Origin of the sequence: Aeromonas sp. s6 (assembly GCF_040907815.1) — a bacterium.
Classification (GTDB): Bacteria; Pseudomonadota; Gammaproteobacteria; order Enterobacterales; family Aeromonadaceae; genus Aeromonas; species Aeromonas caviae.
This window is the reverse complement of sequence record NZ_JBFOCN010000007.1, coordinates 1-3,387: the sequence shown is the minus strand read 5'-3', so window position 1 is coordinate 3,387 and position 3,387 is coordinate 1. Positions and strand designations below refer to the sequence as shown.

At 61.3% G+C, this 3,387-nt stretch carries 2 protein-coding genes; both read right to left on the bottom strand.

Annotated elements, in window-relative coordinates:
* Positions 1 to 227 precede the first annotated feature (227 nt).
* Positions 228 to 2,333, bottom strand: a complete 2,106-nt coding sequence (locus AB5Y50_RS00340; RefSeq protein WP_368162378.1) for a ClpP-like prohead protease/major capsid protein fusion protein — start codon at positions 2,331 to 2,333, stop codon at positions 228 to 230.
* The coding region (locus tag AB5Y50_RS00335; RefSeq protein ID WP_368162377.1) for a phage portal protein at positions 2,245 to 3,387 on the bottom strand (1,143 nt) is incomplete at its 5' end. The genes AB5Y50_RS00340 and AB5Y50_RS00335, both read right to left, overlap by 89 nt.

Here is a 3,387-nt window from a genome sequence, read left to right as displayed (position 1 = left end):
GGGAGAGACCAGACACCGGACAGGGCGCCGGTAAACTCGGCGCCAGCGGCAGCGGTCTCCAGCGGGACAACGGTCAGAGCGCCCATCTTGATAGGCTTGCCGGCAACCACGCCACCGGTCGGGGCGATAAATGCCAGCTGGGTGCCGGCACAAACGAAATTCTTTGCCATGTTGTTATTCCTGTTTTTTGCCAAAAAGATGGCCCGCCAGATGGCGGGCCATTCCCATTACTTGCCGTTCGACTTGACCAGGCCGCGATAGTCGAGAGCAGAAACCCCCGCATCGATGCGAACCTTGGTGGTCACGCCGTCAACGGTGAAGCCTTCCTGCTGCTCAATCCAGGGCGCATCCATGCCGTCCAGATAGGCCACCTCAACCGTGTCGCCACCCTGCGCAGCCAGGAACCACTGGGCCACATCGCTATCGGAGAGGCGCGGCTCACCGATCACCTCGGCGAAGCCCTTGAGCGGGTTGATAATGCCGGAGTTGGCATCGGCGCCGGGGACGGAAGTGCTGTTGATCAGCTGGAACGCGGTATCTTCCAGCTCAGTCGGCACCAGAACAAAGCCCGGACGGATGTTGAGAGCGCGACCCTTACCACCTTCTGCGGCCGCCTTCTGGCTGCGCATCAGCGCCTTGGCAGCAGAGAGTGCCTTGATGCTCATGGCAGAGTCTGCGCCGCTAAGCAGGTTGTGGTGATCGGCGTGGAACAACGCCTTGTTGTCCGGCATCTTGATGTTCTGGGTCAACACGGCATAGACCAGATCTGCGATGGTGCCACGCGCCGCCGCCCCCATCAGTTTCGGGATGCGGGTCAGCAGGTCGAGGTCATCGTTGATGATCGCCTGGCGGGTGATGCAGAACAGCTCGCCGTAGGTTGCCAGCTGGATGGTGGCACCGGTGTCGTTCAGGGTGATGTGCTTGTACTCAGCACCCTCGCGCACTTTGCGCAGGCTGGCGATATCACCCAAGCCGACACGCTGGGCCACCTTGAAGTCGGACAAGGTGCCCTTGCGCGTCCACTTCTCGAAGGTCTCGTTGGCGGATTCCCAACCTTCCAGCACTGACTTGTTGGAAACATCCATCAGGATCTTGCCAAAGTCGGAACTGGTGTGGGTGAAGGCCATGCCGACATAGTTCATCGGGCTCATGCCGGAGGTGGATACCCCGCGACCTTCCAGTGATGCCCGCGCCAGCTCGCGCAAGCTGAAACCGTCATAGCGGTTGTCACGCTCTTTCTCTGCATGACCACAGCGGGCCATCAGGGAGGCGCGAACAGAGTCGCCGATCAGGTTGCCGTTGCCAGCGTGGATATGCACGGTGGAACCCAGCGGGCCGGTTTCACTGGCGCCGGTGCCCAGCGCGGCCTTGATTTTCTCTTTCGCAGCGGCGGCGGAAACATCCATATCAGCCAGGCACTCGGCCATCAGCTCAGGGAAGCGGCCGCCGGTCAGCGCAAACAGATCCTGAATGTCATTGCGGCGAGCCTGCTCCTGTCGCTTGAAGGCAGCGACAGCATCATCACCAGCGGGCTGCTGGGGTTGGCCAGGCAAAACGGCGGTCGTGGTGGGATTGGCCGGTACAGGAGCAGCTGTGCCAGCGTTCGCTTTGGCGCCGAACAGGGTTCGGGCCTGGGTAGGAATGTTGTTAAAGTCTTTCATCTTGTTCTCGTTCACGTAGGCGGCAGCCGAGATCGGCTCTTCCAGGACATCGACAAACCCCATCTCTTTGGCCTGCAGGCCATCGAGCCAGGTATCTGCCGACAGTAGCGCGGCCAGCTCCTCGCGGGGCTTGCCGGTTTTCTTCTCGTAGGCGTTGAGCAGCAGCGCCTCGTTGCGATCCAGCCAATCGGCCAGATCTCGCAAGTCGTCCGCATTGCCGACTGCGCCAGACCACGGCTTGTGGATCATCACCCAGGCATTGCTCGGCATATGCACGGTGGCATTGGGCAGGCAGAGAATGACCGAGGCCATACTGGCCGCCAGGCCATCGTTCCAGATGTCGATCTTGCAGGTGAGGCGGGCCAGGGTGTTGTAGATGGCAAACCCGTCCATCACATCACCGCCGGGGCTGTGAATGTGCAGATTGATTTGCTTGGCACTAAACACCCCGGCCGCCTTGCAGTCCGAGATGAATTGTTGAGCCGACACACCCCAGTAGCCGATCACGTCATAGATGTAGATCTCGACCGTGGGCTCTGAGGCGGCCAGGGCGTTGATGGTGTACCAGCTGCGGGGGCTCTGGTTATCGGCGGCGGGCTGGTCGCTGGCGGCCTCCGCTCGCGCTGGCATCAGCGCGGTCTGGACCGCCGCCGTCAGGGGGTGCTTTTTCACTGGGTTGTGCTCCTGGGTCATTGGCTGGGTTGGAATCGGTGATGACGTTGTTTTGTTTCTCCCATTCCAGTTCGGAAAGACGCTGATCACGCACCTCGTCAGGGTTCCTGTTGCGAGCCCGGATCCACTCAGTCACCGTGCCAGCACTGCCACGAATCACAGCTTTCCAGCCGTTGGCTTCACGCTCCGGGTCAATCCAGGGCATGACAGGGGCCAGATAGATGGCATCGAACAGGGTTTTCATATCCAGCTCGGGAGGCAGCTTGAGAGGGTCTTTGCTGCGCAAGGTTTCAGCCAGCAGCCAATCCCGAAAGACAGGGCGCGACCAGTTGGCCACAAACTCATCCTGCAGCACGGCGAAGCCTTCCCACCCCTCGACCAGCTCCTGGCGCTGGGCGGAATAGGTGCCGTCATAGTCGCGGGCCACGCTCGAATACTGGCTGCGGGTGCCGGCACAGGATGAGCGCAGCTGACCAGCTCGCCAGATGTTCAGGGCGGTGTTTGGCCGGTTGGACTGGATAACCCCGACATCCTCGCCGGGGCGCAGGTCGTCAAAGGTCATGCCCGGCGTGATGTCGATCATTCGCTGCGCTTGCGCAGGCGAACCATCTGGTGGCGCCTGGTATCCCTCCGGGTGCTCCTTCTTGATGAAGAAGGCGAGCGAGGCACTGATCCGAGCTGCCACGCGCTCGGCCTCCTCCACCGACTTGAGGTCAGCGAGGCGAGTGATGACACCGTGCAGCAGCGTAACGCCGCGCAGCTGATGGATCCGCTTGCGCAGCGCCAGGTGATATATCTCGCTGGCTTCAACCTCCTTGGTGCGGTAGCGATAGCCCTGCATCTCGCCGGGGTGATCGAACATCACAAAGTAGGATTTCGGCCGGCGCCAGGCATCGACCTTGATCCCCTGTCTGACGCCATCCGCCACGCTGTTCATCTCGAACGGCACAAAGTCAGGCTCCAGCACCTCCACCGAAAAGGGGGTGTCAGAATGATGCTGATAGCCCTTGATGGTGCCGAGCAGGCGGCGGCCAAACACCTCGCCATCGCGCAA